Annotated in this window: 23 protein-coding genes and 1 pseudogene; 14 read left to right on the top strand and 10 right to left on the bottom strand. The window is 60.0% G+C overall.

Annotation, left to right across the window (positions count from 1 at the left end; all coding sequences use genetic code 11):
- Positions 1-214: 214 nt before the first annotated feature.
- The 5 genes from AMC88_RS12865 (at position 215) to AMC88_RS12845 (ending at position 6,582) form a co-directional block, all read left to right on the top strand.
- Positions 215-1,660 carry an MFS transporter gene (locus tag AMC88_RS12865; protein WP_016733350.1) on the top strand — a complete coding sequence of 482 codons (1,446 nt, stop codon included), beginning with the start codon at positions 215-217 and terminating at the stop codon, positions 1,658-1,660.
- Between the two features lie 189 nt (positions 1,661-1,849).
- On the top strand, positions 1,850-2,914 hold the full coding sequence (locus tag AMC88_RS12860) for a sensor histidine kinase (protein ID WP_016733349.1): 1,065 nt from the start codon (positions 1,850-1,852) through the stop codon (positions 2,912-2,914).
- A gap of 89 nt (positions 2,915-3,003) precedes the next feature.
- On the top strand, positions 3,004-3,555 hold the full coding sequence (locus tag AMC88_RS12855; RefSeq protein ID WP_010012933.1) for a DUF924 family protein: 552 nt from the start codon (positions 3,004-3,006) through the stop codon (positions 3,553-3,555).
- A gap of 122 nt (positions 3,556-3,677) precedes the next feature.
- Entirely contained in the window at positions 3,678-6,203 is a 2,526-nt protein-coding gene (locus AMC88_RS12850; RefSeq protein WP_064825353.1) for a mechanosensitive ion channel family protein, read from the top strand.
- 112 nt (positions 6,204-6,315) lie between these two features.
- Positions 6,316-6,582 carry a hypothetical protein gene (locus AMC88_RS12845; RefSeq protein ID WP_064825352.1) on the top strand — a complete coding sequence of 89 codons (267 nt, stop codon included), beginning with the start codon at positions 6,316-6,318 and terminating at the stop codon, positions 6,580-6,582.
- A gap of 7 nt (positions 6,583-6,589) precedes the next feature.
- Here AMC88_RS12845 and arsC read toward each other — a convergent pair whose 3' ends face one another.
- The 4 genes from arsC to AMC88_RS12825 are packed head-to-tail and all read right to left on the bottom strand — an operon-like array spanning position 6,590 to position 8,590.
- Positions 6,590-7,012 (bottom strand): arsenate reductase (glutaredoxin), encoded by a 423-nt coding sequence (arsC, locus tag AMC88_RS12840; protein ID WP_016733346.1) that lies wholly within the window; start codon positions 7,010-7,012, stop codon positions 6,590-6,592.
- Positions 7,009-7,710 carry an MIP/aquaporin family protein gene (locus AMC88_RS12835; RefSeq protein WP_012484174.1) on the bottom strand — a complete coding sequence of 234 codons (702 nt, stop codon included), beginning with the start codon at positions 7,708-7,710 and terminating at the stop codon, positions 7,009-7,011. Before AMC88_RS12835 ends, arsC begins: the two co-directional genes overlap by 4 nt.
- Positions 7,710-8,240, bottom strand: a complete 531-nt coding sequence (locus tag AMC88_RS12830; RefSeq protein WP_012484173.1) for an arsenate reductase ArsC — start codon at positions 8,238-8,240, stop codon at positions 7,710-7,712. Before AMC88_RS12830 ends, AMC88_RS12835 begins: the two co-directional genes overlap by 1 nt.
- Positions 8,237-8,590 (bottom strand): ArsR/SmtB family transcription factor, encoded by a 354-nt coding sequence (locus AMC88_RS12825; protein WP_012484172.1) that lies wholly within the window; start codon positions 8,588-8,590, stop codon positions 8,237-8,239. The genes AMC88_RS12830 and AMC88_RS12825 overlap by 4 nt, the downstream gene beginning before the upstream one ends.
- A gap of 42 nt (positions 8,591-8,632) precedes the next feature.
- Between AMC88_RS12825 and AMC88_RS33100 the strand changes: the two genes are divergently transcribed.
- From AMC88_RS33100 to AMC88_RS12815, 3 genes are all read left to right on the top strand, one after another.
- Entirely contained in the window at positions 8,633-8,962 is a 330-nt protein-coding gene (locus AMC88_RS33100; protein WP_150128060.1) for a hypothetical protein, read from the top strand.
- A gap of 214 nt (positions 8,963-9,176) precedes the next feature.
- Complete coding sequence (locus AMC88_RS12820) at positions 9,177-10,007, top strand: response regulator (protein WP_004680626.1); 831 nt, start codon at positions 9,177-9,179, stop codon at positions 10,005-10,007.
- A 186-nt stretch (positions 10,008-10,193) separates the two neighbouring features.
- Positions 10,194-11,525 carry a diguanylate cyclase gene (locus tag AMC88_RS12815; RefSeq protein ID WP_012484169.1) on the top strand — a complete coding sequence of 444 codons (1,332 nt, stop codon included), beginning with the start codon at positions 10,194-10,196 and terminating at the stop codon, positions 11,523-11,525.
- A 129-nt stretch (positions 11,526-11,654) separates the two neighbouring features.
- Here AMC88_RS12815 and AMC88_RS12810 read toward each other — a convergent pair whose 3' ends face one another.
- A complete protein-coding gene (locus tag AMC88_RS12810; protein ID WP_003579912.1) occupies positions 11,655-12,674 on the bottom strand; it encodes a GlxA family transcriptional regulator in 1,020 nt (339 codons plus the stop codon).
- A gap of 462 nt (positions 12,675-13,136) precedes the next feature.
- Here AMC88_RS12810 and AMC88_RS12805 point away from each other — a divergent pair, with 462 nt between their 5' ends.
- A complete protein-coding gene (locus AMC88_RS12805; RefSeq protein ID WP_064825351.1) occupies positions 13,137-15,929 on the top strand; it encodes a DEAD/DEAH box helicase family protein in 2,793 nt (930 codons plus the stop codon).
- A gap of 168 nt (positions 15,930-16,097) precedes the next feature.
- Here AMC88_RS12805 and AMC88_RS12800 read toward each other — a convergent pair whose 3' ends face one another.
- Both AMC88_RS12800 and AMC88_RS12795 read right to left on the bottom strand, forming a co-directional pair.
- On the bottom strand, positions 16,098-16,298 hold the full coding sequence (locus AMC88_RS12800) for a hypothetical protein (protein ID WP_004680618.1): 201 nt from the start codon (positions 16,296-16,298) through the stop codon (positions 16,098-16,100).
- 292 nt (positions 16,299-16,590) lie between these two features.
- Positions 16,591-17,427 (bottom strand): carbon-nitrogen hydrolase family protein, encoded by an 837-nt coding sequence (locus tag AMC88_RS12795; protein WP_041683892.1) that lies wholly within the window; start codon positions 17,425-17,427, stop codon positions 16,591-16,593.
- A gap of 228 nt (positions 17,428-17,655) precedes the next feature.
- On the opposite strand from AMC88_RS12795, the pseudogene AMC88_RS12790 reads away from it, so the two are divergent.
- A pseudogene (locus AMC88_RS12790) lies at positions 17,656-18,335 on the top strand (redoxin domain-containing protein).
- Positions 18,336-18,480: 145 nt separating this feature from the next.
- On the opposite strand, the gene AMC88_RS33610 reads toward AMC88_RS12790, so the two are convergent.
- The gene (locus tag AMC88_RS33610; RefSeq protein ID WP_157050079.1) at positions 18,481-18,648 is read right to left on the bottom strand and encodes a hypothetical protein; all 168 of its coding nucleotides are present in this window, start codon (positions 18,646-18,648) and stop codon (positions 18,481-18,483) included.
- 294 nt (positions 18,649-18,942) lie between these two features.
- Here AMC88_RS33610 and AMC88_RS12785 point away from each other — a divergent pair, with 294 nt between their 5' ends.
- The 3 genes from AMC88_RS12785 to AMC88_RS12775 are packed head-to-tail and all read left to right on the top strand — an operon-like array spanning position 18,943 to position 19,656.
- The gene (locus AMC88_RS12785; RefSeq protein WP_003564293.1) at positions 18,943-19,176 is read left to right on the top strand and encodes a DUF2171 domain-containing protein; all 234 of its coding nucleotides are present in this window, start codon (positions 18,943-18,945) and stop codon (positions 19,174-19,176) included.
- A 53-nt stretch (positions 19,177-19,229) separates the two neighbouring features.
- Positions 19,230-19,439, top strand: coding sequence for a hypervirulence associated TUDOR domain-containing protein (locus AMC88_RS12780; protein WP_010024503.1), 210 nt, complete (start codon positions 19,230-19,232; stop codon positions 19,437-19,439).
- Between the two features lie 31 nt (positions 19,440-19,470).
- On the top strand, positions 19,471-19,656 hold the full coding sequence (locus tag AMC88_RS12775; protein ID WP_012484163.1) for a DUF3008 family protein: 186 nt from the start codon (positions 19,471-19,473) through the stop codon (positions 19,654-19,656).
- 17 nt (positions 19,657-19,673) lie between these two features.
- On the opposite strand, the gene AMC88_RS12770 is transcribed toward AMC88_RS12775, so the two are convergent.
- Positions 19,674-20,390 carry an MgtC/SapB family protein gene (locus AMC88_RS12770; protein ID WP_010024507.1) on the bottom strand — a complete coding sequence of 239 codons (717 nt, stop codon included), beginning with the start codon at positions 20,388-20,390 and terminating at the stop codon, positions 19,674-19,676.
- A gap of 240 nt (positions 20,391-20,630) precedes the next feature.
- Between AMC88_RS12770 and greA the strand changes: the two genes are divergently transcribed.
- Complete coding sequence (greA, locus tag AMC88_RS12765; protein WP_010024509.1) at positions 20,631-21,113, top strand: transcription elongation factor GreA; 483 nt, start codon at positions 20,631-20,633, stop codon at positions 21,111-21,113.
- Positions 21,114-21,227: 114 nt separating this feature from the next.
- On the opposite strand, the gene AMC88_RS12760 is transcribed toward greA, so the two are convergent.
- Positions 21,228-22,157: a LysR family transcriptional regulator ArgP gene (locus tag AMC88_RS12760; protein ID WP_012484162.1), complete on the bottom strand. Its 930-nt coding sequence runs from the start codon at positions 22,155-22,157 to the stop codon at positions 21,228-21,230.
- Positions 22,158-22,214: the final 57 nt, after the last annotated feature.

Here is a 22,214-nt window from a genome sequence, read left to right as displayed (position 1 = left end):
CGCTTCGGCGGGGCCTTTTTCTTGAAACACAGAGGCAGCGCTGCTGCAGCAGGAATATTCCCCGCCGGTGTGAGATTTAGCCTTTCCGGCTGGCGGCAACGGGCGTATTCAGCCAATGCGCGGCTCTCGATCCGCGTATCTCCGCGCGGCAGATATCCATTCGGCTTCCTTTCCGCTTCCCGCCGCGTCATCCGGAATTTTCATTGGCAGATCGATGACGACGGCAGAGACGAGCGAGAATGGGCAGGAGGCGGCAGGCGGCCGCCAGGCGAAGATCGTGGCGCTGGTCGTCGCCGTTTCCTTCTTCATGCAGATCCTCGACGGCACGATCGTCACCACCTCGCTGCCGCAGATGGCGGCGAGCTTCGGTGTGCAGCCGGTATCGATGAGCATTGGCATAACAGTCTATATGCTGACGATGGCGGCCTTCATTCCGCTGTCTGGCTGGCTCGGCGACCGCTTCGGCGCACGCCGCGTTTTCCTCATGTCGATCGGCGTCTTCACGGGCGCATCGCTCTTCTGCGGGCTCTCCGGCGGCCTGGCGGAATTCGTGCTGTGGCGCGCCGTACAAGGCGCGGGCAGCGCGCTGATGACGCCGGTCGGGCGCATCATCGTGCTGAAGAACGCTCGGAAGTCCGAATTGGTCCAGGCGATCGCGCTAATCACCTGGCCGGCGCTGACCGCGCCGGTGATCGGCCCGGTTCTCGGCGGTTTCATCACCACCTATGCCAGCTGGCACTGGAATTTCCTGATCAACATCCCGATCGGCGTTCTCGGCATGGCGCTGGTGCTGCGCTTCGTGCCGGAGCAGCGCGATGCCGATCCCAGCCCGCTCGATCTCATGGGTTTCATCCTTAGTGCGGCAGGGCTTACGTTCCTGCTTGCGGCCCTGGAGCTCTCGGTCAAAGGGGACGGCGGGCTCTTGCCTGTTTTGGCAATGCTCGCAGCCGGTCTCGTCCTCTCCGTCATGGCGACGCGGCATTTCCTCGCCGTCGACAATCCGTTGCTCGATCTTTCGGCCTTCCGTGTCCAGACCTTCTCGATGTCGACGCTGTCGGCGGGCACGGCCTGCCGGATGGCGATCAATGCGACGCCGTTCCTGCTGCCGCTCTTGTTCCAGCTCGGCTTCGGGCTGAGTTCGATTGCGGCCGGCACCTATCTGCTCGTCTATTTCCTCGGCAATTTCAGCATGAAAGCGGTGACGACGCCGCTTCTGCGCTTTTTCGGCTTTCGCACCGTGCTTGGTCTCAACGGATTGATCGCGGCCCTTTCGATCGTCGCTTGCGGGTTCCTCTCGCCCGAGACGCCGCCGTTCCTCATCCACGCGCTGCTCTTTCTCGCCGGTCTGTCGCGGTCGATGGAATTTACCGCACTGAATACGCTGGCTTTCGCCGATATCAACCCGGCGCAACGAAGCTCAGCCTCGACGTTGTCGAGCATGCTGCAGCAGGTGTCGATGCTGCTCGGCGTCGCCGTGGCGGCGGCCGTGCTCAACATTGCCTCGGCGCTCAGAGGGGCCGAGACCCCCGTTCTGGCTGATTTTCGCTGGGCGTTCGTCTTGGTCGGGGCGATCGGGGTGATCTCGTCGCTGCGCTTCCTGCAATTGCCGGCGGAGGCCGGAGCGGAAGTTTCGGGTCATCGGAGATTTCAGAAAAGTTAGCCGGCCGACGAAGCCAACCAAGCCGCTCTGCGATGCCGGTTTTCCGATATCGTCCTTGCGCGCCGCCTGCGACAAGAGCGGGGGACAACGGCTGTTTACCTCGGGCGGCCAATGCAATACGACATTGCCATGCGGACGACTCGGACGCTTGCTGTCGGTCGTCGCTGTGGGAGAACGCCGGGAGATGGAATGAGCAATTCTAGCGGCGATGCGGATGTCCTGATTCACATCCTCTATATCGACGATGACGAAGGGCTGGCATCGCTGATGCAGGAGAATCTGCTTCGGCGCGGCTTTTCGGTCGAGTGGGCGAAGAACGGTGCTGCCGGACTTGCAAGGCTTAACGAAGGTGGAATCGATGCCGTCGTGCTCGATCACGTTCTTGGTGACGAGACCGGCCTCGACATTCTGCCCTGCATCACGGCGATGCCGGATCATCCGCCGGTCGTCTATGCGACGGGTTCGGACGACACCAGCATCGCGGTCGCGGCGCTGAAGGCGGGCGCCGACGACTACATGCTGAAAGGGATTTCGGCCGATTATTTCGATCTGCTCGCCGCTGCCCTCGAACAGGCGTTGGAACGGGCGCGTTTTCGCCGCGAGACGGCGCAAGCGCAGGAGGTGATCCGCCAGCAGCGCGATCTTGCCGAGATGCTGCTTTCCGAGGTCAATCACCGCATTGCCAACAGCCTTGGGCTGGTCGGCGCGCTGATCCGCATGCAATCCGCGATGACAAAGGACCAGGTGGCGATCGACGCGCTGCACGAAACGCAGATGCGCATCAATGCCATCGCCAGCGTGCACCGCCGGCTCTACACGAACCGGCAGGTCGGATCGGTACAGCTCGATGAATATCTGAACAGCCTGCTGACCGAACTCGAAGCGTCGATGCGCGACGACAAGCGGCCGCACCGTATCATGCTGACTGCCGCACCGGTCAATCTGGCAACTGACAAGGTAATCACGCTCGGGCTGATCGTTAGCGAGCTCGTCACCAATGCATTCAAATATGCTTATCCGGACAGCGTGACGGGCGAGATCCGCGTCAGCGTCGACCAGACCGAAGAGATGCTGAAGGTCATCGTCGAGGATGACGGCGCGGGGTTTGATCCTGAAGGCCCGGCAAGGGGAACGGGGCTCGGTACGCGTATTTTGACGGGGATGGCCGCGAGCCTGAAGTCGGATTTCGCCTATGATCCCGATCATAATGGGACGAGGGCGACGCTGGTGTTTGCGCTGGGCGAAGGGAAGTAGGACGTCTGGTACACGGCACATCATTATCCTTTTTCCGCAATAGCTTACTGACATCGCATCATCGAACCTAACGCAAGGGGAGGGCAGACATGACGACGATCCGCACGCCGCGTGAAGTCTATGATTTCTGGATCGTACGATGCGGCCGGGAGCTGTGGTTCCAGCCGCCGCCGGAACTCGACGTGGAGATCCGCGAGGCCTTCCGCGACACCCATCTTGCGCTCGCCGCAGGCATCGGCGACGAATGGCACGCCAATGCGCTATGCCGGCTCGCTGCCGTCATCGTGCTCGATCAGTTCCCCCGCAACATCTATCGCGGCACGCCGCTTGCCTTCGCCACCGACGGGCTCGCGCTTCGGGAAGCGAAACTCGCTCTTGCAGCCGGCGCCGATCAGGCGGTGGAGCCTGCGTGCCGGACCTTCTTCTACCTGCCGTTCGAACATGCCGAAAGCCTCGAAGAACAGGGCCGTTCGGTGGCCTTGTTCACGGCCCTCGGCGACGAGGAATATCTCGATTATGCGATCCGCCACCGCAACGTGATCGCCGCCTATGGCCGCTTTCCCCATCGCAATGCCATCATCGGCCGGGAGTCGACGGCGGTGGAGCTTGGCTATCTCTCCCGGCCCGACGCCGGTTTCTGAGTGTTCGGCGTTTGGTTGGATTTCGCAGCCAAGCGCTTTAGGCGTCCTCCGCCTTTCTGTCGCCTTTGTTTGCAATGAAAAGCTGACATTCTATCCTGACGACAACCTTCCCGGAGGCGCTTTTGCGGCTGAGAACGATCCTGCTTCGCACAATTCTTCTGATGACGCTGGTGTCTGCCGGGGTGCATTTCGAGAGTGCTGCAGCCTTGGCGCAGGAACAGCAGACGCAGGCGACAGCGGAGACGCCGCTTGTCGATACGCCATCCGCTCAGGCGGCGAAGGAACTCGAAAAGGCGAAGGTCCAGCTGGGTTCGCTCCAGGACAGCGTCAAGCAAAACGCTGATAATGATGATGCGCTGGTCGGGATTGCGACCAAGGCCGACGAACTCAGCCGCGCCGTCATCACTATCTCGGTCAATCTCAGGCCGCGTTTCGATCAGATCAAAAACCGCCTTGGCGAGATCGGCGACCCGCCGAAGGATGGGCAGCCGCCCGAGGCTGAGATCGTCACTCAGGAACGCAATGCACTTGCCGCCGAGCGTGCGCAGATCAATGCGGTGACAGGCGACGCCGAAAACCTGTCGATCGCGGTGACGAAGCTTGTCAACGAGATTATCGAGATGCGGCGGCGGCTTTTCGCCGACACACTCTTCAGACGCACCGAAATCTCCGTCTCGGTTCTCGACGATGCCGCCGGCGCTTTCGTGCACGAGGTCAGCGAATTCTCGCAGGCCCTGTCCAGCTGGGCTGCCTTCGTCTGGAAGTTCAAGCGCTTCCCGTTGTTTGCAGCGATCTTCCTGTCGCTCGCCTCGGCGCTCATCCTGCTCTCCGGCAGTTATCGGCTGTTCGGCGCCTATCTGCTCCGTGATGAGGCGGTCGAGAACCCATCATATATCGGCCGGTTGTCGATCGCCTTCTGGTCGACATTGATCCGCACGCTGGCGCTGGCGGTGCTGCTCGTCACATCGTTCTTCTTCCTCAACAGTTTCAACGTGCTCAGGCCCGATATCGCGCCCGTCATCGGCGCGCTGTTCGGCACGATCGGGCTCGTCTATTTTGTCGGCCGGTTCGTCAACGCCATCTTTGCGCCGCGTGAACCGCATTGGCGGCTGGTGAAGCTTTCCAATCTCGGCGCCCGCTCGATCGGCTACTGCCTGCTGGCGATGGCAGTTGTCAACGGGCTCGACTATCTGTTCGGTACGGTCAGCGAGGCGATGGGTTCGCCGCTGGTGCTGACGGTGGTCCGCAGCCTGATCGCCGCGCTGATCATCGGCATCATCCTGATCGCTGCCTCCTTCGGCAAGCCGATGCTGGCAAGAAGCGGCGATCCGGATGCGCCGGGCCGGCATTGGCCCCGCGGCATGGCGATCATCCTGCGCGTCGTCGGCGCCGGCCTCATCGTCACGGCCCTCTCAGGCTATGTCGGGCTGGCGCGCTTCGTCGCGACGCAGCTCATCATCACCGGCGCAGTGGTCGCCACCATGTATGTCGGCCTACTCTCCGGCAAGGCGATCTCGCGGCAGGAGAGCTTCGGCGATACCTTCTTCGCACGCTTCCTGACGCGCCGCTTCAATCTCGGGCCGGTGGCGATCGACCAGGTCGGCCTGCTCGTCGGCCTTGCCATCTATGCGGTGGCGCTCGTCGTCGGCGTGCCGCTGATCCTGCTGCTCTGGGGCTTCCATGTGCAGGACCTGCAGCTGCTCGCCTACCGGCTGTTTACCGAGGTCAAGCTCGGCGGCATCAGCATCTCGCTGCTCGGCATCTGCACCGGCATCCTGCTGTTTGCTGGCGTCTATCTTCTGTCGCGCTGGCTGCAGCGCTGGCTCGACAGCAACGTGATGGCGCGCAGCCACGTCGATCTCGGCGTGCGCAATTCGGTCAAGACGGGCATCGGCTATCTCGGCGTCGGCCTGGCGGCGATCATCGGCGTTTCGTCGGCCGGCATCGATCTGTCCAGCCTGGCGCTCGTCGCTTCTGCGCTTTCGGTCGGTATCGGTTTCGGCCTGCAGAACATCGTCTCGAACTTCGTCTCCGGCCTGATCCTGCTGGTGGAGCGGCCGTTCAAGGTCGGCGACCATGTCGTGTCGGGCACGGCCGAAGGCATCGTCAAGCGCATCTCGGTGCGCGCCACCGAGATTGAGACCTTCCGCAAACAGTCGATCATCGTGCCGAATTCGGAGCTGATCAACGGCCTCGTCGGCAACTGGACGCATCGCAACAAGATCGGCCGCTCGGAAATTCCCGTTTCGGTCAGCTACGACGCCGATCCGCAGCAGGTCATGGATATCCTGCTCGAACTGACAGCCAAGATCCCGCTCGTCATGCGCAATCCCGAGCCGCATGTCGAGTTCCTGCGTTTCGGCCCGTATTCGCTGGATTTCGAGTTGCGCTTCTTTCTCGCCGACATGGGCGACGGCATGACGGTGCGCAACAATCTCAGGATCGAGATTCTCCGACGGTTCAAGGCCGAAGGCATCGAGATTCCGCTGCCGCAGAGCGATCTTACCATCCACCGCGAAGCGCCCGCCGCCATCGCGAACGAAGCGCGGGACGTCAGGTCCAGTTCCGCGGACGCGGCTGCCGGCGAGGAGGAACATCGGGTGAGACAGTTGCGCGGCCGCACCGCCGAGGCCAGTCTGAAGAGCTGAACGGCTCATTCAGCCATCATTCACAGGTCTATGTGCATGATCCCTTGCATCGGGATCGCTGCCGAGGGCAGCACCGATCGTTCGAGGGGAGGGCGCACACGCGCCGCCGCACATGATGGCAAGATTTGCCGCCGTTCTGCTTGTCCCGCTGCTTGCCGCGCCGGCGGCCCGTGCGGCATCCGTCACCAACACCGATCCTGCCGCCGTGGTGCTCGTCATCACCGAGGGCGGCCAGCGCGTCGAGGTCGTGGTCGATGCCGGGGCTTCGGAAAATCTCTGCCCTTCCGGCTGTTTCATGACGACGCCCGACGGCGACCGCATCGGTCTCGACGGCGGCGAGACGATCGATATCATCAAGGGTTCGGCCGTCGTCAAATAGTCAGGGATCAGCCGATGCGCTTGCCCTCGGCATCGAGCACCTTCTCGCCGTCTTCCTTGGTGAAGGCGCCCTTGTGCGTCTCCGGCAGAATTTCCAGGACCAGTTCGGAGGGCCGTGACAGCCGTGTGCCGAGCGGAGTGATGACGAAGGGCCGGTTGATCAGGATCGGCTGGGCGAGCATGGCATCGAGCAACTGGTCGTCACTCAGATCGGGATTGCCGAGGCCGAGTTCGACGTAGGGCGTGTCCTTCTCGCGCAGGGCCTGGCGCACAGTCAGGCCGGCATCGGCGATCATCTTCATCAGCTCCGTGCGCGACGGTGGTGTGTTGACATATTCGATAACGGTCGGCTCGATACCGGCATTGCGGATCATCGCCAGCGTGTTGCGCGAGGTACCGCAGGCGGGATTGTGGTAGATGATGACGTTCATAGCTTCGCCTCGGACGACAGGGTTGATGACGATGATGCGGCTGGCTGCAGCAGCCAGGTGATCAGGAGGAGGGCTGCGACCGCACCTGATATTTCGGTAAGCCAGAAGCCCGGAACATCGATCGGGCGGATGCCGGAAAAGGTGTCGGTCAGGGAGCGGGCGAAGGCCACGGCCGGATTGGCAAACGAGGTCGAAGCGGTGAACCAGTAGGCGGCGGTGATATAGAGGCCGACAAGCCATGGAACGGCCTTCTGCTCGAAGCGGATGCCGGCGAGAATGACTGCGACGAGGCCGAAGGTCGCAATCGCCTCGGAAAACCATTGGGCGCCGCCGGTGCGCACCGTGCTCGACAGTTCCAGCAGCGGCAGGTTGAACATCAGGTGGGCGCAGACCGTCCCGGCCACGCCGCCGGCAAACTGCGCCAGCATATAGACGCCAAGGTCGCGCTTCGGCAGCGAGCCCGACATGGCGAAAATCAGCGAGACGGCCGGGTTGAAATGGGCGCCGGAAATCGGCCCCAGCACGGTGATCAGCACGACCAGGATTGCGCCGGTCGCCAGCGTATTGCCGAGCAGGGCGAGGCCGACATCCGCAGTCAGCGATGTCGCCATGATGCCCGAGCCGACCACGGTCGCCACCAGCATGGCGGTGCCGAGCGCCTCCGCGACCAGTCGCCGCGATAGATCGTATGAGGCCATCAGCCGGCTCCTGCCGGTTTTGCCGTCGCGCCTTCCATCGCGCCGATCTGGCGCAGGTGCTGCTCCAGCGCCAGCTTGTCGATCGAGGCCAAGGGCAGGCTGAGGAAGGCCATGATCCTGTTTTTCAGGAAACGGGCGGCCTTTGCGAAGGCGCGGCCCTTCTCGACGTCGCTGCCCTCGACGGCAGCCGGATCCTCGACGCCCCAGTGAGCGGTCATCGGATGACCGATCCAGACAGGGCAGGCTTCGCCATGGGCGGTATCGCAGACGGTAAAGATGAAATCCATCTCCGGTGCATCGGGTTCGGCAAACTCGTCCCAGCTCTTCGAGCGAAAGCCGGTTGCGGGATAACCCAGCGCCTGCAGCTCCTTCAGCGCCAATGGGTTGACTTCGCCTCTCGGCTGGCTGCCGGCGGAATAGGCCTTGAACCGACCCTTGCCCTCTGTCTCGAGGATCGACTCCGCCAAGATCGAGCGCGACGAATTGGCAGTGCAGAGAAAGAGCACATTGTAAACGCGATCTGTGGTCATTGCAGTTCCTCCTTGGTTGCAGGTGCACAGCATGCGGCAACGGCGGCGGGAGCGCAGATCTCGGCATTCCCGCCGCAGCAATCCTCCGTCAGGAAACGGATCAGCCCGCCAAGCGCATCGTAATTGGCGGTATAAATGATCGAGCGGGATTCACGCTGCTGGGTGATCAGCCCGGATCGTTCCAGCTCCTTCAGATGGAAAGACACGTTGGACGGCGACACCTCCGCCTTTTCGGCGATGGAGCCCGCCGCCATTCCGTCAGGACCAGAGACGACAAGCATGCGAATGATGTGGAGGCGCGTTTCCTGTGAAAGCGCGCCGAACGCGGCGAGGGCTTGACGTTGATCCATATTTCAATGGTCCTTGAATAGTTGAAACGAGGATTAGCGCAGATGAAGGCCGTCGACAATGATGAAATTCAGGCGGAGGAGATCAGCCTCGGCCTGCTGCTTGATGCGCTCTCCGGCAACGAGGACGCACGCTGGTTTTCGATTGCACGGCCGGCCGGTGAAGCCGGGCTATCATATCACCGAGGTCAAGGCGGCCAATTCTGCTCCGCCAGCCGGACGGGCTCAAGGCAACTCGCTTTTGTCTCGCGGCGTTGGACGGGTTATCGCCGCGCCGGCCGACCTGATTTCGGGCATCGTATACGGCCCACGATTAATGGTAAGCAGGAGCTTGCAATACCGCGGTGCGACTGTGCTAAAGAGAGCCGAAGCTGAGATCAAGGTCCACGACCCATAAGGCGACAATTGTCGGCGAAAGCCGCTCGCGGCACAGAACGCGGCGCTCCGTGCCTGATTTCTTAATCATACCGGCAAGAATTCCCCGGTGGCTCTATCTGGCCGCTTTGTCGTCTCTCGCCGATTAATGATTAGTCAAATCAATTGATGTATCAGTTTGGGCCGGGGATGAATTTTACATTAAAGGTTTACCATGGCGTTTTTGGGTATTTCGGGGATGCAATATTCCGGAGAGATGTTTGCCGGCGCGCGTATTATTGTCGCCGAAGATTCAAACGTATTCACCTCGATGATCAGCAAACGCCTCAAGGAGTTGTTCGACATTAATGTCGAAATCTGCCGCAACTTCGAAGATTTGCAATTTGCCTACGACAAATCTTCCGATCCGATCACCCTGGCGATCTCGAACATCAATCTGCCCGGCGCCGAAAACGGCGAGGCACTGGAATATCTGGTCGATCTCTCCATTCCGACCATCGTCTTTACCGGCACCTTTCATGAAAGCATGCGGGACAAGCTGATGGCCAAGGATATCGTCGACTATATCCTCAAGGACAATATTTTCGCTGTCGATCTGCTGGCGGAGTCGATCTGCCGGTTCCTGACCAATCATCGCCACCATGTGCTGATCGTCGACGACAGCGCCACGGCGCGCGCCCTGCTGTCGAGCCGGCTAAAACGCTATAATTTCCGCGTCAGCGTCGCCGAGAGCGGCGGCAAGGCATTGGAGATCCTGAAAGCCAACCGGGATATCGGCCTGATGATCACTGACTACAACATGCCCGACATTGACGGCTTCGAGCTGACACGGCGCATCCGCGCCAATATCGGCTCGCATGAGTTGCGCATCATCGGCGTTTCCTCCTCCTCGAACCGGTTGCTTTCGGCGCGGTTCCTCAAGGCCGGCGGCAATGATTTCATGCTGCGCCCCTTCATCGACGAGGAGTTCTACTGCCGCGTCAATCAGAATCTCGATACGCTTTTGCAAATCCAGTCGATGCGCAAGGAGCGGGCAGTTGCCTGACGGCTCTCCCAGCTTGAGCATTGCCAGCGAGGCGGGGATGCCGGTCGGGGACCGGCATCGAATTTTTGCAATTACAAGTAACAGCATCATTTGTCCCCTTCACGCGCACAGGCCTCTCGGTTATCGTCCGCCCCGCCGGGGGAAGGGCCGAGTCGAGCCCGTGGGGCGCAGGGGAGAATAGCGGCTGTGGCTTTTCAAGCGGATTTTCAGCGAGATGGAATCGGGCTGCGCTCCGGCGGGCTCAAGATACTTCTGGTTGAAGATTCCCGAATGTTTTCAGCCGTGCTCTGTCACCGGTTCCAGACGGAACTTGGGCTTGCCGTCAAATCCTGCTCGTCGCTGAAAGCGCTTCGCAGGGAGCTTGCCGAAGATGGTCACGGCTACACCATGGCCGTCGTCGATCTCAACCTGCCGGATTCGCCCTATGGCGAGGCGCTCGACTGTACAATCGAGCACGATATTCCGGCAATCGTCTTTACCGCCACATTCGATCTCAACACGCGCAACAGGATCATGGAGCGCAATGTCATCGACTACGTGCTGAAGGACAATGAGTTCGCGCTCGATAATCTGGTCGCTACCGTCCGCCGGGCGATCTCCAACCGCAAGACGCGGGTGCTCGTCGTCGACGATGTCGTCTCGGCGCGCCAGGTTCTCGTCGACCTTCTCAAGGCACAGCAATATCTCGTCGTCGAGGCAAGCTCGGGACTTGAGGCGCTAGCCGCTCTCGAAGCCTACGGCGACATCGAGCTCGTCGTCACCGATCACCATATGCCCGATATGAGCGGTTACGAGCTGACGCGGCGCATCCGACACCGCTTCGGCTCGGACAGGCTGCGTGTTATCGGCGTTTCCTCCTCCAACGACCGCATGCTGTCTGCCAGTTTCCTCAAGGCCGGCGCCAGCGACTTCCTCTACCGGCCCTTTGTCGCCGAGGAGCTGCAATGCCGCATTGCCAACAATGCCGAGACGCTGGCGCAGATGCGGCAGCTGAGGGCGGCGGCGGCGTGCGACTACCTGACCGGTCTCTATAACCGTCGCTATTTCTATGACAATGGCCCGAAGCTGGTGAACGAATGTCTGCGGCTGAAGGTGCCGAGTTCGGTCGCCATCCTCGATATCGACCATTTCAAGCGCCTGAACGATACCTACGGTCACGAGATCGGTGACAAGGTGCTGAAGGCGGTCGCAAACCGGCTGTTTACGATCTTCGAGGGCAGCGACAATCTTCTCTCCCGGCTTGGCGGCGAAGAATTCGCCATCCTCTTTCCGCAGATGGATTCGGCTGCCGCGACCAAGCTTTGCGACGAGATCCGCTCGGATATTTCGCGGTTGAAGGTCACCGCCGACGACGAGGAGCTCGGCGTCACGATTTCGATCGGCATCGCCGAGATTGGCGGCTACGAGACCTTCGAGAATTACCTGAACGCCGCCGACCAGTTCCTCTACATGGCGAAACACCGGGGCCGCAACCAGGTCTATTCCGACGCCAGGATGACGGAAGAAGCGGCGCAGTAGCGTGACCCGTCGCCACTGGCCATCATCCTCGGCCTTGTGCCGAGGATCTGCTGCCCTATCAACCCGTGGTTAGATGCTCGGCACAAGGCCGAGCATGACGACTGGTCAGCTTCTTGTGTTGCGGCCACCTCAGGCGGCAACGGCCTGACGCGCGGTCGCCATGGTCATCTTGCGCTCGGCGCGCTCCTGCTGCGGCGAGCGATGGTAGAGTTCGCGATAACACTTGGAGAAATGCGAGGCCGAAACGAAGCCGCAGGCGACGGCGACTTCTACGACCGGCATCGAGGACTGCACCAGCAGGTGACGGGCGCGGTCGAGACGGATTTCCAGATAGTAGCGGGCGGGCGAGCGGCCCATCTCCTGGCGGAACAGCCGCTCGATCTGGCGCCGGGAAAGGCCGGCGCCATCGGCGATCTCGATCAGCGACAGCGGCTCGGCGAGATTGCCTTCCATCAACTCGATGATCGACAGCACCTTGGCGTTCTGCACGCCGAGGCGGGCGCGCAGCGGCAGGCGCTGGCGATCATGCGGGTTGCGCACGCGGTCGGTCAGGTGCTGTTCGCAGATGCGATTGACGAGGCTTTCGCCGAAATCCTCGCCGACGAGGTTCAGCATCATGTCGAGCGAGGCGGTGCCGCCAGCGCAGGTATAGAGGTTGCCGTCGATTTCGTAGAGATCGGCATAGACCTCCGCCTGCGGGAAGGCTTCGGAGAAGCCCGGCAGGTTTTCCCAATGGATGGCGCAGCGCTTGCCGTTGAGCAGGCCGGCCTGGGCGAGCACGTGCGCGCCCGTACAGAGGCTGCCGACGGCGACGCCGCGATTGTAGCATTCGCGCAGCCAGGCATTGACCGACTTGTTGTTGAACTGCTCGACATCGATGCCGGAACAGACGAGCACCATGCCCGGCCGGTTTTCGCCACCGAGATGGCGGCGCTCCTCGGCGAGCGAGGAATTGGCCTCGACGCCGATGCCGCAGGAAGAATAGACTTTTTCCCCGTCGAGGGAGGCGAGCCGCCAGGTATAGGCCTGGTAGCCGAGCATGCGGTTGGCGATGCGCAACGTGTCCACGGCCGCCGAGAAAGGCAGCATGGTGAATTGCGGTACCATAAAGAAGACCAGCGAACGCTTCTTGATCTGCATCCTGTTCATTGCACAAATCCATGCTCGAGGGGCGATGACATATTCGTTGCGCGGAATGCGTCGCGCCGATGTCCTGAAAGCGACACTGGCATGGAAAAATGCGGCCGGGAAGAGCAAATATGCGACATTGACCGCGATTTGACCGGTTAGACCGCCCAAATAGGGGCAGGTCGGAGGCCGGGCGCCTTTATAGAGTACTGAAATTCAAATCTGAAGACGGCTTGGGAACGAAAGGGCACGCACGAAAAAGGCGGCGTTGCGTGATGCAGACGCCGCCCTCATCTTGGAAGGAATGTCGCATTCACTACATGGTCCGGTGCCCATTGCGGATGCTGTTGAAATTCCCTCGAAAGGCAGCGAGAGGAGACCTAGCGTTGCATGATCCAAGCCAAGATGGTGCAATGCTGCTGAAGAATTTTAATCGCAACTTTCACCACAGCTCGTCGCATTTAATCCAAAAGGTAGATTTGAATGAAGGACCTCGCTTTTCAGGGTAAGTGGCGAGCATACCAGCAGAAGATACTTGATGATCTGGCAAATCTCATAGGCGATGACAGTTTGCATATCGTCGCAGCACCCGGCTCGGGCAAAACGATTTTAGGCCTTGAGGTGATGCGCAGGCTTGGTGAGGCGACTTTGATCCTGGCCCCGAGCAAGACCATCCGAGACCAATGGGCGCAGCGGCTGCGCGCCATGTTCCTGCCCGCTAACAACGCTGAACCGGACTGGATTTCTCATGATGTAAGGGCTCCTAGCACTATCACGATCATCACCTATCAGGCTCTACATGCGGCGTTCTCGGGGCATACGTCTGAAGAAGAAATTATCGACAGCGAAGAGGAGCACAGCGACGGAGCACGATCCGTCGAAGCAAGCAAGCAGCAGGCCGAGAAAGCGAGAAAGAAGATCATCGCGAAGCTGCGCGACGAGAACGTTCGCACCCTTGTGCTCGACGAGGCGCACCATCTTAGAAACGAGTGGTGGAAGGCCCTGACGATGCTCAAGCAAGCGTTGGGCAAGCCCACCGTTGTCGCGCTCACCGCTACGCCGCCATATGATGTCGATCCGCAGGAATGGGACCGCTATCAGGCGCTTTGCGGGCCGATAGATGGTGAAATTTCCGTGCCTGAACTCGTGCTGCAGGGCGACCTTTGTCCCCATCAGGACTATGTCCATTTCAGCCTGCCGAGTGCGCTGGAAGCACAGAAACTCGCGGAGTTTCGCGCTGAGGTCGCTGAGTTCATCGAAACGCTGCTCGAGAGCGCAGAATTCAAGCAGGCAATTCTGCATCACCCGTGGATTACGCAGCCGATCGAAAATGTAGAGCATATACTGGATGATGCCCGCTTTTTCTCCAGCATGCTGATCTTCCTGAATGCGCAGTATGTCGACCTGCCGCAGTCGACTCTCGACATTCTCGGCGTCAAGGCGCGGGAAATACCGGATCTGACGCTTGAATGGATAGAGGTGTTGCTGAACGGGGTGGTCTACACCTATCGCGACGATTTCGAAGACGCGGAGCCGACAGTCCGCTACCAGCAAGACAGGCTAAGGGAGATCAAGGCCGTGGAGCACGGCAAAGTGCGACTGGCTGATCCGCGATCGGTTCAGAAGCTGTTGGTGTCGAGCTTGAGCAAGCTCAGCGCGATCGTCGATATCGCCCGGCTCGAAAGCGCGTCGATGCGTGACCAACTCCGTATGGTTATCCTTTCCGACTGTATAAGGAAGGATATGTTGCCCACCGGGCCTGCAGACGTACCGCCGATCGGGAGAATGGGCGTCGTGCCTATCTTTGAGACCCTGCGGCGGTCCGGACTTGAGGTGAAGCTTGGAATTCTGACCGGTAGTCTGATTCTCATTCCTGCGGAATCAAAGGTAATTCTCGACGAGATCGCAGACCATCTTGGCATCGGTGCAGAACATATCCGTTATCAGCAGGCGGCGTTCGATGTCGGTTTCCTCAGCGTGGAACTTGCGGGCGAGCGGAGCCGCAATATCGTCCATATGATCACCGAACTGTTCGGTCGGGGCGGGATCACGGTCCTGGTCGGCACCCAGGCTTTGCTGGGCGAAGGATGGGACGCGCCCTCCGTAAACACCTTGATCCTGGCGAGTACGGTAGGATCATATGTGCTCTCCAATCAGATGCGGGGTCGCGCGATACGCGTCGATCCGCAAAAACCTCAGAAGGCTGCGAACGTCTGGCATCTGGCAGTCATCGATCCTGAAAAACTCGAGCAGAGAATCCCGCTGCGCTTCGGGAGGAAATCGACCGACAGAAAAGCGTCGGATCCGTTTGACACCATGACAATAGACCTGGGAATCGACGTCGATGCACTGAAGCGCCGGTTTTATGCCTTTGAGGGGTTGTCCTTCGGCGAGCCCCCGTCGATCGAAAGCGGCTTTCAACGATTGATGCTCGGCACGGCGCGGTGGGACGCGCGCGGTATTGATGACACCAACAAGATGATGGAACGGTGGGCCATCGACCGCAAATCGCTGAAAGCCCGCTGGCATAGCGCGCTGCACAGCAAGCGCGCAATTGCCAGGATGCAGGAAACATTGGAGAGCAACTATATCCCCAAGGGGCTGGTCAACTGGAACACGACAAAATTTCTGCTTGCGCAGAGTGGCACGCTCGCCGGCCTGATCTTGACCGGATTCTTTCAGAGCCTTCGGGCGACCCATATTCGAACGCTGCAACAACTGGAGGTGGTCCTATTCGTTGTCTTCGCGTTGCTGGCTATCTACTGTTTGCCGGGCGCGCTTAAAGCCAGCCGGCTGCTGCTCAGGAACGGCTCATTGGAAGGGAGGATGAAGCAGGTGGGGACAGCCGTTCTAGAGGCGCTTCATCATATGGGTGTCATAAGGTCGGAACTGGAAAAAGTAAGCGTCGAGGCGACGCTCGACCAAAACGGCATCATCTATTGCCGGCTGGAGGGTGCGACTACAATCGAACGATCCCGCTTTCTCGACGCCCTGCGGGAGGTCCTCGTCCCCCCACAGAATCCCCGCTACATTCTCGTCAGGTCGTCAAAACTCTGGCGGTGGAAGCGGGTGGATTATCACGCGGTTCCTTCGATCATCGGCCGAAAAAGAGAGGATGCCATATATTTCGCTCAGCTGTGGAATCGCTATGTCGGTGATTCAGAGCTTGTCTACACGCGCAGTGCCGAGGGCCGCCTGACGCTGCTCAAGTTCCGCGCAAAATCATTTGCTTCGGCATTTGCCAGGAAAGCTGAAAGAGCCAGCCGTTGGGAGTGACTGCAAGTGGTTAGCCGGTGCTTAGCTGCCGAGGGACGCATTGCTAACTCACATACTGGCGGGAGAAATGGGTGCGTCCCGAACGGAAGAAATCCGACGCTAGAGACGAAAAAGGCGGCGTTGCGAGATGCAGACGCCGCCCTCATCTCAGGAGGAATGTCGCATTCATTACATGGTCCGGTGTTTGCTGTCGTCGGTGCTCGGCCAGCCGATATCCTTGCGGACGTCAAACGGCATGGCTTCGATTTCGCGGGCGGTCTGCCAGCGGGTCCAGGCGAGCACAAGCTTGTGGGCATAATATGCCAGATCGAAGCGGCCTTCGCTGGAGGTGAGGGTCTTGCCACCACCCCGATAGGTGAGCGTGGTCATTTTCGGTTCCTTTCTTGAGCCGGGACATGGTCGCGATGGGAGGTTCGTCCATGTCCATGCTGCTAATATGGGCCTCGCGAACCCATCATACAAACGAATAGGGTTTATGGATAACATCAATGATTTTGAATGATCGCAGCGCACTCATGGCGTGGCTTCGTGGCTAAAAGCATGGCCCATGGACGAAGGATTCTTGGGCGCGGCTGTAGCGGAGAGCGGCAAGACCGCTGAGAATGACCTGGTGGCCATGGGGCGATGGGATGGACGGGCTTTGTGACAAGCGATCGCCGCATCAGTATTCGTTTCTGTCACGACTCCTTGGGTCGTCCACCATCTTCTCCCGATAGATGTCTCCTTGCCTTGCTTTGGCTCGCCATGGCCGCGCCTTTTGTAGCGGGATGTCGTAGGCGGCATCGTTACGGTCCAACATCGCCATGGCGAAGTCAGGTTCGGGCAGCGCCGCACATCGCGCGGCCCAGTCTCCGTCCGGTCCAATCACTCCGGCAGGTCCCTTATGGGCTTTCTGTACGGGCGTAGCTGCGATGATCCAAATGCAGTTCAAGCCTGCATGGGCTCGCAAAGCGATCTGAAAGTAGGGCGCAATTCCATATGAGGAGAAGAGAACGCCATCGACGCCCAATCGCTCATATTCGCGGAAAACCTCCTCGAACTGAGATTCGATGCAGATCGCGCAGCCAAATCGATAGCTGTCCACCTCGAAGATGATCGGTTGGGTTCCAGGTGTGTACCAGCCGCCCAGTTCCGAATTCGACAGAAACCTCTTGTCGTATCTGGTGATCAGAGCGCCTCTTTCGGAGAGGACATAGAGACTGTTGTGGGGAGGATGACCATTGGAGAGCCGATGTGCTCCGCCGACAACCGCGAAAATGCGAAGTTTCCCGCAAAGCTCAGCGATGGCACGCAGCTCGGCATCTTGAGCCGCCCAATCATAGGTCTGCCAATCATCCTGCGCCATGATCTGGAATTTTCCATATCCGGAAAGCGTGCCTTCGCAGAAACTGATAAGTCGCACGCCTTGAGCCGCCGCGCTCGAGATCAGCTTTCGTATCCCCCTTCCGTTCGCGGCGATATCAGCCGAAACGAACGTCTGCGCCGCAGCTACCTTCAGCATGGAGTCCTCTTCCTTAATTCCAGACTCACATTGTTCACCGAATTGAAGCTCCATGAAAACTGTTACCGGATTATCTAGCAGGTGCCACGGGTCGGCTTCGACGCGTCGGAACGCGAATCGCATACCGCACCGGTCATCTCAAACATCGAGCGCTTGGCCTTCTTGCGACAAGTGATACAGTTGAATTTCGGTCGTCCACCTGGACGATGCGAAAGAGGATTTTTCATGGGAGACCAGAAGCGCCCGCTGCAGCCAGGAGATTCCGCGCCCGCGTTCGCGCTGGCCACGGCCAACTTCAACGGAACGGTCTCGCTCGCCGACTTGAGCGGTCGCCCGTTTTTGATCGGCTTCTTTCGCGGGCTGCACTGCCCGTTCTGTCGGCGCCAGGTGGAACAGCTTGCCAGCGTGCAGCCAACCCTGCGCGCCGCCGGGGTGGAGACGGTGGCCGTTATCAATACGCCGGTGGAACGCGCCCGCTTTATTTCCGCCACCGGCCGACGCCGGTAACGCTTCTGTGCGATCCCGACTGCCACACCCATCGCGCCTACGGCGTGCCGCATGGCGAGTTCCTGCCCGATGGGAGCAGCGAACAACCCAAATGGCCATATGGTGCAGCGATGGCGCAATTCCAAGCGGCACGCATCAACCCAACGGGCGAGCTGCCAGAACCGCTACACCCGATGGAAGCCAACACGATCCTCAACGCCAAGGACCGCTTCGAGCTTGATGAAACCGATAACGCAATATTCGAGAACCACGCTACCCAGCTCGTCGGGCACTTCCTGGTCGATGCGAACGGCACCATCGGCTGGGTACAAATCGAAGCGCTCGACGGGCCGAACAACCTCTGCATCTTCCCGACCGCGGCAGAGATCATCGCCGCCGCTGGCAGCCTCGGACGCTGACTGCAGCGACGAATATCTCGATTCGTCAGCTTGGCGATTTATGTCCCAATAGTGCGGGAGTAGTGGTCACGGCATGCAGGGGCGGGGCTGTGTCGTTTGCGAGGACTGATCGCATGCGCCGAGCGCTGGACATCGATGCACTTCCTTAGCCCGCATGTCCTTGGTGCCAACTCTCGAACTCATCGACAGTTCGAACCCCATGATCCATAACGGCCTCATAGACGAGCGTGCTTGAAATCGTACCCTTCGTCTGCAGTCGCTCGGCCAGGGCTTTTTTGATCCGCAGGATCGTTTCCCGGTCCTGATCGTTCATGCGCGGCATCAGCAGTGCGCGAGATCCCTGCTGCTTTTCTTTGGTCAGGAAGCCAACCTGGTGAGCGTTTCCGCTGAGTGAGCGAAGTATTCAGGTGCCGGTGAGGCGTCTCCTTGGGATTATGGGAGACGAGGTCGAAGTTTCACAAATAATTTTAAGTGTTTGCCCCGCCGCCGGCGACACCCATTGGTTCGCTGATCAGGCTGGGTTTTGAGATGCGGTAAGACGCATTGGAACCATGTGCTCTCCACGCCGTTGCCGTCAGGTACTGACAATGGCGCAAAGGAGGAAACGATGATTTCCGCAGATCAGATTCGCGAACATATGGAAGTGCTGACTGCCGATGGCACGCATGTCGGGACGGTGGATCATCTCGACGGTCCGACCCGCATCAAGCTGACGAAGACCGATTCAGAGGATGGCAAGCACCATCTCATTCCGCTTGACTGGGTCGACCACGTCGACGCCCACGTTCACTTGTCGAAGAACGCCAGGGACGTCCGCAGCCAGTGGGCCACCATCAATTGACGGGCAATCGGCTGCGGCTTCGGCCGCAGCCTGCTCGCGGCAAGGGAAGCCACATGTCCGGGCGATTGAAAAAAGGCGATGAAGTGAGCTGGGATACCAGCCAGGGAAAGACCGAGGGCAAGGTGGTCAGGAAGCAGACCAGCCCGACCAAAATCAATGGTCACAAGGTCAAGGCGTCGGCGGCGGATCCGCAATGCATCGTCCAAAGCGATAAATCGGGGAAGCGCGCGGCGCACAGGCCCGACGAACTCAGCAAACGTTGAGGGCCTCACCAAAGCAGAAGGAGATTTCCATATGCCAGCCAAGTCCAAGGCCCAGCAGAAGGCGGCAGGCGCCGCACTCTCGGCCAAGCGCGGCGAGACGCCCAAAAAAGAACTGAAGGGCGCTTCGAAGCAGATGGTCGAGTCCATGAGCGAAAGGCAGCTGGAAGAATTCGCCTCGACCAAGAGAAAGGGCAAACCCGAGCACGCCGCCAAATAAGAAGGCCGTCCGGGATCTCAGGTCGTCGTCGATTGCATCGAGAAACCCGCGACATCATGGGCGGACAGTGCGTCCAGAATCGCCCGGGACGACGCCTCGCGGTCCTTTGCCATCCATCGTAGCTCGAAGGTCACGCCTGATCGGCCGTCGCTCGTCGGCCCGTATGAAACAAAAAGGACACGGCATCCCAAGGGGTTAAGCACCCCTGATAAGTCGGGTACATTGGTTTCGGAGCTGTGGATGACGAGTGTTGCCTTGCGTTCGCAGGTTAGCCAAGTATCCAGCCGCTTCATCGGCGACAGGACGATGTAGGCGACAGCCGTTGCCACCGTTCCGGTGACAATCTGGCCGCCGCCGAAGCAGAGGCCGACCACCGTCATGAACCACAGGGTCGCCGCCGTGGTGACGCCGGTCATCATATCGCCGCGCCTGAGGATCGCTCCGCCGCCGAGGAAGCCAACGCCCGTGAGGACGCCGAGAGGGAAGCGCAGTACGTCCATCTGCGTGAAGTAACTAAAGGTTTTTCCGTAGGTCGACAGAAGAAGATTTGCCTGGACCATTGCCAGACAGGCGGCAAGCGCTACAAGGATCGTGGTCCTGAAGCCCGCCGAATGGCCGCCGCGCTCGCGATCGAGGCCGATAAGGCCGCCGGCGATCACCGTCAGTGCGATGCGCGCGGCGATATCCCACCAGCTCGGTGTCAGCGGCATGCTGTCCGTCAGGAACGAAGGCATGTTTCGCTCCGGTCCTTGTCGGAGTTATCTCGCCGTTCGCAGGGCATTCGATCCTCCTCAACGCTATGCGGCGATAAACGCTGTGCGGCGCAGGACGTTCCCGAGGTCGTCACCGGGAAAGCCGCTGCCGATGGGCAAGATTGGCGTTCGTGCGCAGTCGGTATATGTATGGTCTCGATGAATATAGGGCGCAGCCGCCGTCGGTGATTGGCGCGCACTGCGCCTGACATGGAGTTTTGATTGGCCGTTGCCTTCACCAAGGAAGAGAGTTTCGAAACCGCGTCGGAAACCCTGTTGCCCGACCGCCCGGTTTCGCCGCATCCAAATCTCGTTACGGAAGCGGGACTGAAGGCTCTCGAACTGCAATTCCAGCAGGCGCGCGAGGCCTATGATGCGGCGAATACCATTGAAGATGTGAATGAACGGCGGCGGCATGCTGCCAATCCATTGCGTGATCTTCGCTACTTAGCGGCAAGACTTCGCACTGCCCAGGTGATGCCTAACCCTACGTCAGTCGACGTGGTTGCCTTCGGCAGCACGGTAACCTTCCGCCGTGACGACGGGCGCGTGCAAACCTATCGGATCGTCGGAGAGGACGAGGCCGATCCCAAGGCCGGATCGATTTCCTACGTCTCGCCGGTGGCGCGGCTTTTGATGGGCAAGGCTGCCGGGGATGCCGTGGAGGCGGGCGGCCAGGAACTGGAGATCATCGCTATCGCATAGGGACGATGCTGGAAGCGGCCATGGGAAGCGGAACCCACCGTTTTCATGGTCAGCGCAATTTCGAGTTCTGCATCTAAACGGCTTATGTCTGATCGCTTCAGATATCAGGCGCGATCAAAGGCCCAGGGTATCGGTTTTCGATCTGTCTTTTTCGAGATTGCGCCCAGCTACGTTGATGACTTCGCGCGTCAGCTCCGCCAGCCGATCGGCGGCAAATCGGTTTATCTGCCAGAATAGGGGAACATCAAGGGGGGTGTCCGGCACCAGCTCGACCAGCCGCCCCGATGCAAGATGCTCGCGGGTCAGCTGAGTCGGATTCATTCCCCAACCCATGCCTGACAGGCTTGCCTCGACGAAACTTTGCGGCGAGGGGAGCCAATGGGTGGGATAATCGAGATCGCGTCCGAAGGTTTGGCGGACCCACGTGCTCTGCAGCCTGTCCTTCTGGCTGAAAGTCAGCGCCGGAGCGTTGCGGATCGCCTCCGCGGTCACTCCCTGCGGAAAGTTGCGGGCGACGAAATCGGGGGTTGCCGTCGCATGATAGCGTAGAACGCCAAGCGCGAAACGCCGGCATCCCCTTATCGGCTTTTCAAGGCTGGTGACGGCCGCGATCACCCGCCCGCGCTGCAGCCATTCGGCGGTGTGATCCTGATCGTCGACGGCGATATTCAACAGATAGGAAGAGCTTCTGGCGAAGTTCGACATAGCTTCCACGAACCAGGTCCCGAGACTGTCGGCGTTGGTGGCAATCTGCAGCGTCACCCTTTGGCGTGGCTCGTCGGGATCAACGAGCGCGGGCAGATGGCCGAAAAGCTCAGCTTCGAGCATGCTGACATTTTCCATATGACGGCACAACCATTCTCCCTTTTCGGTTGCCGTGCACGGTGTGCCTCTAACGATGAGCACGACGCCGAGACGCTCCTCGAGCTGCTTGACGCGCTGCGAAACGGCCGAAGGAGTGACATTCAGTACCGTCGCGGCGCGTTCGAAGCTGCCTGTCTGGACGACGGTGGCGACGGCACGGAGGGCGGGGTAGTCAAGCATGGATTAGCGCTGCTTAATTGAGGTTAGGCAGATTAATTAGCCTAATTCTCTTCGGTG

This window comes from Rhizobium phaseoli (assembly GCF_001664385.1).
GTDB lineage: Bacteria > Pseudomonadota > Alphaproteobacteria > Rhizobiales > Rhizobiaceae > Rhizobium > Rhizobium phaseoli.
This window is presented reverse-complemented; position numbering and strand designations above follow the sequence as displayed.

What these genes read in the sequence shown, in the direction of transcription:
- AMC88_RS12830 (WP_012484173.1), bottom strand. Translation starts at nt 8,240, where the DNA reads ATGACCACAGATCGCGTTTACAATGTGCTCTTTCTCTGCACTGCCAAT.
- AMC88_RS12810 (WP_003579912.1), bottom strand. Translation starts at nt 12,674, where the DNA reads ATGAACAGGATGCAGATCAAGAAGCGTTCGCTGGTCTTCTTTATGGTA.
- AMC88_RS12865 (WP_016733350.1), top strand. Translation starts at nt 215, where the DNA reads ATGACGACGGCAGAGACGAGCGAGAATGGGCAGGAGGCGGCAGGCGGC.
- AMC88_RS12845 (WP_064825352.1), top strand. Translation starts at nt 6,316, where the DNA reads ATGATGGCAAGATTTGCCGCCGTTCTGCTTGTCCCGCTGCTTGCCGCG.
- AMC88_RS12860 (WP_016733349.1), top strand. Translation starts at nt 1,850, where the DNA reads ATGAGCAATTCTAGCGGCGATGCGGATGTCCTGATTCACATCCTCTAT.
- AMC88_RS33100 (WP_150128060.1), top strand. Translation starts at nt 8,633, where the DNA reads ATGAAGGCCGTCGACAATGATGAAATTCAGGCGGAGGAGATCAGCCTC.
- arsC (WP_016733346.1), bottom strand. Translation starts at nt 7,012, where the DNA reads ATGAACGTCATCATCTACCACAATCCCGCCTGCGGTACCTCGCGCAAC.
- AMC88_RS12760 (WP_012484162.1), bottom strand. Translation starts at nt 22,157, where the DNA reads ATGCTTGACTACCCCGCCCTCCGTGCCGTCGCCACCGTCGTCCAGACA.
- AMC88_RS12775 (WP_012484163.1), top strand. Translation starts at nt 19,471, where the DNA reads ATGCCAGCCAAGTCCAAGGCCCAGCAGAAGGCGGCAGGCGCCGCACTC.
- AMC88_RS12805 (WP_064825351.1), top strand. Translation starts at nt 13,137, where the DNA reads ATGAAGGACCTCGCTTTTCAGGGTAAGTGGCGAGCATACCAGCAGAAG.
- AMC88_RS12835 (WP_012484174.1), bottom strand. Translation starts at nt 7,710, where the DNA reads ATGGCCTCATACGATCTATCGCGGCGACTGGTCGCGGAGGCGCTCGGC.
- AMC88_RS12800 (WP_004680618.1), bottom strand. Translation starts at nt 16,298, where the DNA reads ATGACCACGCTCACCTATCGGGGTGGTGGCAAGACCCTCACCTCCAGC.
- AMC88_RS12820 (WP_004680626.1), top strand. Translation starts at nt 9,177, where the DNA reads ATGGCGTTTTTGGGTATTTCGGGGATGCAATATTCCGGAGAGATGTTT.
- AMC88_RS12785 (WP_003564293.1), top strand. Translation starts at nt 18,943, where the DNA reads ATGATTTCCGCAGATCAGATTCGCGAACATATGGAAGTGCTGACTGCC.
- AMC88_RS12825 (WP_012484172.1), bottom strand. Translation starts at nt 8,590, where the DNA reads ATGGATCAACGTCAAGCCCTCGCCGCGTTCGGCGCGCTTTCACAGGAA.
- AMC88_RS12780 (WP_010024503.1), top strand. Translation starts at nt 19,230, where the DNA reads ATGTCCGGGCGATTGAAAAAAGGCGATGAAGTGAGCTGGGATACCAGC.
- AMC88_RS12770 (WP_010024507.1), bottom strand. Translation starts at nt 20,390, where the DNA reads ATGCCTTCGTTCCTGACGGACAGCATGCCGCTGACACCGAGCTGGTGG.
- AMC88_RS33610 (WP_157050079.1), bottom strand. Translation starts at nt 18,648, where the DNA reads ATGAACGATCAGGACCGGGAAACGATCCTGCGGATCAAAAAAGCCCTG.
- AMC88_RS12855 (WP_010012933.1), top strand. Translation starts at nt 3,004, where the DNA reads ATGACGACGATCCGCACGCCGCGTGAAGTCTATGATTTCTGGATCGTA.